The following is a 4,436-nucleotide window of genomic DNA, read 5'->3' as shown; positions in this document are numbered from 1 at the left end:
GCTCAAGAATACGCGAGGTCGAGTCGAGCGGGTCCACCGCCGGATAGATGCCCTTTTCCGAGATCGCGCGGTTGAGAACCGTGGTCGCATCAAGGTGAGCGAAGGAGGTGGCCGGCGCCGGGTCGGTCAAGTCGTCAGCAGGCACATAAATGGCCTGCACGGACGTGATCGAGCCCTTGGTCGTCGTGGTGATACGCTCCTGCAGCGCGCCCATATCGGTAGCGAGCGTCGGCTGATAGCCCACGGCGGAGGGAATACGGCCGAGAAGGGCCGACACTTCCGAACCTGCCTGCGTGAAGCGGAAGATGTTATCCACGAAGAAGAGCACGTCCTGGCCCTTGTCGCGGAAATGCTCGGCAACGGACAGACCCGTCAGAGCAACACGCGCACGGGCCCCCGGGGGCTCGTTCATCTGGCCGAACACGAGGGCGCATTTCGAGCCCGTCGTATCGCCATTGTTTTCGTTCGGGTCCTTGTTCACGCCGGACTCGATCATCTCGTGATAGAGGTCGTTGCCTTCGCGTGTACGTTCACCCACACCAGCGAACACCGAGTAGCCGCCATGCGCCTTCGCGATGTTGTTGATGAGTTCCTGAATGAGAACCGTCTTGCCGACGCCCGCGCCGCCGAACAGGCCGATCTTGCCGCCGCGCGCATAAGGCGCGAGCAGGTCCACGACCTTGATGCCCGTGACGAGCATCTGGGCTTCCGTTGACTGTTCGACAAAGGCCGGCGCTTCCTGGTGGATGGCGCGGGTGCCTTCAGCCTTCACGGGGCCTGCCTCGTCAATCGGCTCGCCGATCACGTTGATGATACGGCCAAGCGTACCTTCACCCACCGGCACAGAGATCGGCGCGCCCGTGTCGCGGACTTCCTGACCGCGGACGAGACCTTCGGTCGTGTCCATGGCGATGGTGCGCACCGTGTTCTCGCCGAGATGCTGCGCGACTTCGAGGACGAGGCGGTTGCCGCCATTGTCCGTTTCCAGCGCGTTCAGAATGGCGGGCAGTGTGTCGGTGAACTTCACGTCCACGACGGCGCCGATAACCTGAGCGATCGTTCCGACTGCGTTGCTCATGCGAGTTCCTTCGTTCTTCCCGTTAGGGATCGTTCTAGAGCGCTTCCGCGCCAGAGATAATTTCGATCAGTTCCTTGGTAATCATCGCCTGACGCGAGCGGTTGTAGGTGATGTTCAACTTCTTGATCATCTCACCCGCATTGCGCGTGGCGTTGTCCATCGCCGACATCTTCGCACCGAATTCGCCTGCGACATTCTCGAGCAGCGCACGGAAAATCTGCACGGACAGATTGCGCGGGAGAAGGTCTTTCAGAATTTCGGCTTCGTCCGGCTCATATTCATAGACGGCACCGCCAAGATCGATGCCTTCCGCCCCTTCCGGCAGGCTGGCCGGAATGAGCTGCTGGGCCGTCGGGACCTGGCTCACCACGTTGACGAACTTCGAATAGAAGAGCGTCGCAACATCGAACTCGCCAGCCTCGAACATCTCGAGCACAGTCTTCGAAATCTCCTCTGCCTGTGCAAAGCCGATCTGGCGCAGACCGGTAAACTCGTAGGACTTCACGATGCGCGACGAGAAATCGCGCTTGAGAATGTCCCGTCCCTTGCGGCCGACGGTCAGGATTTTCACGTCCTTGCCTTCGGCAATCAGCTTGTTGATGTGCTGACGGGCAAGGCGTGCAATGGACGAGTTGAAGCCGCCGCAAAGGCCGCGATCCGCCGTCGCCACGATGACGAGTTGCACCTGGTCGCTGCCCGTTCCCGCGAGAAGCTTCGGCGCATCCTCGCGGCCAGCCATGCCGGTCGCGAGATTGGCCATCACGCGGTCCATGCGCGAGGCATAGGGCCGCGCGGCTTCCGCCGCTTCCTGCGCACGGCGCAGCTTCGCGGCGGCGACCATCTGCATCGCCTTCGTGATCTTCTGCGTCGCCTTAACACTGGCGATGCGGTTTCTTAGGTCCTTGAGGCTGGCCATGAGCCTTTACCCTTTGCCTGCGCTCAGGAGAACGACTTGGAGAAAGCCTCGACCGCTGCCTTGAGCTTGGCTTCCGTGTCGTTCGAGATCTGCTTCTCGTTGCGGATCGCTTCGAGAATCTCAGCATGGGAGGAACGGATGTTCCGCAGGAATTCCTGCTCGAACCGACCCACTTCCGAAACCGGCAGCGCGTCGAGATAGCCGTTCACACCGGCATAGATCACCACAACCTGCTCTTCCACCTTGAGCGGCGAGAACTGGCCCTGCTTCAGCAGTTCCGTCAGGCGCGCACCGCGGTTGAGAAGACGCTGCGTGGCGGCGTCGAGGTCGGAGCCGAACTGTGCGAAGGCCGCCATTTCGCGGTACTGCGCAAGCTCACCCTTGATCTTGCCTGCAACCTGCTTCATCGCCTTGATCTGAGCGGCGGAGCCCACACGGCTCACCGACAGACCGACGTTCACGGCAGGACGGATGCCCTGATAGAAGAGGTCCGTTTCAAGGAAGATCTGACCGTCGGTGATCGAGATCACGTTGGTCGGAATATAGGCCGACACGTCGTTCGCCTGTGTTTCGATGATCGGCAGGGCGGTCAGCGAGCCATTGCCGTTTTCGTCGTTGAGCTTCGCAGCGCGCTCGAGAAGACGGGAATGGAGATAGAACACGTCGCCCGGATAGGCTTCACGTCCCGGCGGACGGCGAAGCAGCAGCGACATCTGACGATAGGCAACAGCCTGCTTGGAAAGGTCGTCATAGACCACGAGGCCATGCATGCCATTGTCACGGAAGAACTCGCCCATCGTGCAGCCGGCAAACGGCGCAAGATACTGGAGCGGAGCCGGGTCGGACGCGGTTGCGGCGACGACGATCGAATATTCGAGCGCGCCGTTTTCTTCCAGCGTCTTCACGATCTGCGCAACCGTCGAACGCTTCTGGCCGATGGCGACGTAGATGCAATAGAGCTTCTGGTTCTCGTCATTACCCTGGTTGAGCGGCTTCTGGTTCAGAATCGCGTCAACGGCAATGGCGGTCTTGCCGGTCTGGCGGTCGCCAATGATCAGCTCGCGCTGGCCACGGCCGATCGGGATCAGCGCGTCGATGGCCTTGAGGCCCGTCTGCATCGGCTCATGCACCGACTTGCGGGGAATGATGCCGGGCGCCTTCACGTCCACGCGGCGGCGTTCGGACGAAACGATCGGACCCTTGCCGTCAATCGGATTGCCGAGCGGGTCAACAACGCGACCGAGCAGACCCTTGCCAACCGGCACGTCCACGATGGCACCGGTCCGCTTGACCACATCGCCTTCGCGGATGTTCTGGTCGGAGCCGAAAATAACGACGCCGACATTGTCCTGTTCAAGGTTGAGCGCCATGCCGCGGACGCCGCCCGGGAACTCGACCATTTCACCGGCTTCGACATTGTCGAGGCCGTAAACGCGAGCGATGCCGTCACCGACGGAAAGCACCTGGCCGATCTCGGATACCTGCGCTTCCGCGCCGAAATCCTTGATCTGCTGCTTGAGGATGGCGGAGATTTCCGCAGCCTGAATGTTCATCAGGAAGCCTCTTTCATGGCAATCTTCAGAGAATTGAGTTTGGTCCGCAGCGAGGAATCGATCATCCGGCTGCCGACCTTGACGATGAGCCCGCCGAGGAGCCCCGCATCGACCTTGGTATTGATTCTGACATCACGCCCGGTCGCTGCCTTGAGCGCTGCCTTCAGATTTTCGACCTGCGCATCCCCAAGCGGGTGAGCGGAGGTCACATCGGCTGTCATCTCGCCACGCTTGTTGGCGAGGATGGCATTATAGGACCGGATCATGTCGGAAAGCGCGAAAAGCCGGCGATTTCGGATGACGAGGCCAACAAAATTCTTCACCAGCGCCGAAGTGCCCGCCTTGTCGAGCACGGCAGCGAAGGCGCGCCCCTGCTCTTCTGCGGTGAAGATCGGGCTGCGGGCAAGGCGGTTGAGGTCTTCGCTTGCGTCGAGCATGGCAGCAATCGCGCCGAGATCGGACGCGACAGCATCAAGCGCACCCTGCGCTTCCGCAAGTTCGAAGAGGGCCGTCGCATAGCGGCTGGCCACGCCAGAAACGGGATGATCGGATGACACGTGCGGCGCTCGCCTGTGCTTTTTCGTGGAAATCAGCGCGCTGACCTGATGCCGCGCGCCAACCGACTGAAAACGTTAGCTAATTCTGGCCGTCACGGAGACAGAAACCTAGCCCCCTGAGAGCCGCGCGTTAGGTAACACATGGTCCGCGCATGCGCAACATGCTGGCCGGTGAAATGAACGCGTCTGCGGCATTTTGGGCCACGGAAATTACGCGAAAGCCCGCCTTCCGTCGCGTCAATTTCGGGAAGGCCGTCAAGTTTGCTCACCCGGATGCCCGCTACATAAAAGAATAGGGGTCGATATCGACCGAGATTCGCACCGCATTGGGC

General features: G+C 60.9%; 4 protein-coding genes. All 4 read right to left on the bottom strand.

Annotation, left to right across the window (positions count from 1 at the left end):
* The coding region (gene atpD / locus WBF74_RS10820; protein WP_424439419.1) for a F0F1 ATP synthase subunit beta at positions 1-1,078 on the bottom strand (1,078 nt) is incomplete at its 3' end.
* 34 nt (positions 1,079-1,112) lie between these two features.
* Positions 1,113-1,994, bottom strand: coding sequence for a F0F1 ATP synthase subunit gamma (locus WBF74_RS10815; protein WP_424439416.1), 882 nt, complete (start codon positions 1,992-1,994; stop codon positions 1,113-1,115).
* 23 nt (positions 1,995-2,017) lie between these two features.
* Positions 2,018-3,547: a F0F1 ATP synthase subunit alpha gene (gene atpA / locus WBF74_RS10810; protein ID WP_424439414.1), complete on the bottom strand. Its 1,530-nt coding sequence runs from the start codon at positions 3,545-3,547 to the stop codon at positions 2,018-2,020.
* On the bottom strand, positions 3,547-4,104 hold the full coding sequence (locus WBF74_RS10805) for a F0F1 ATP synthase subunit delta (RefSeq protein WP_424439412.1): 558 nt from the start codon (positions 4,102-4,104) through the stop codon (positions 3,547-3,549). The genes atpA and WBF74_RS10805 overlap by 1 nt, the downstream gene beginning before the upstream one ends.
* Positions 4,105-4,436 lie beyond the last annotated feature (332 nt).

This window comes from Parvibaculum sp. (genome assembly GCF_049672805.1).
Taxonomy (GTDB): Bacteria; Pseudomonadota; Alphaproteobacteria; order Parvibaculales; family Parvibaculaceae; genus Parvibaculum.
The sequence above is the reverse complement of the archived record's forward strand: the minus strand, read 5'-3'. Positions and strand labels throughout refer to the sequence as shown.

Excerpts from the sequence above, each read along its gene's own strand:
- WBF74_RS10815 (WP_424439416.1), bottom strand. The coding sequence starts at position 1,994 with ATGGCCAGCCTCAAGGACCTAAGAAACCGCATCGCCAGTGTTAAGGCG.
- atpA (WP_424439414.1), bottom strand. The coding sequence starts at position 3,547 with ATGAACATTCAGGCTGCGGAAATCTCCGCCATCCTCAAGCAGCAGATC.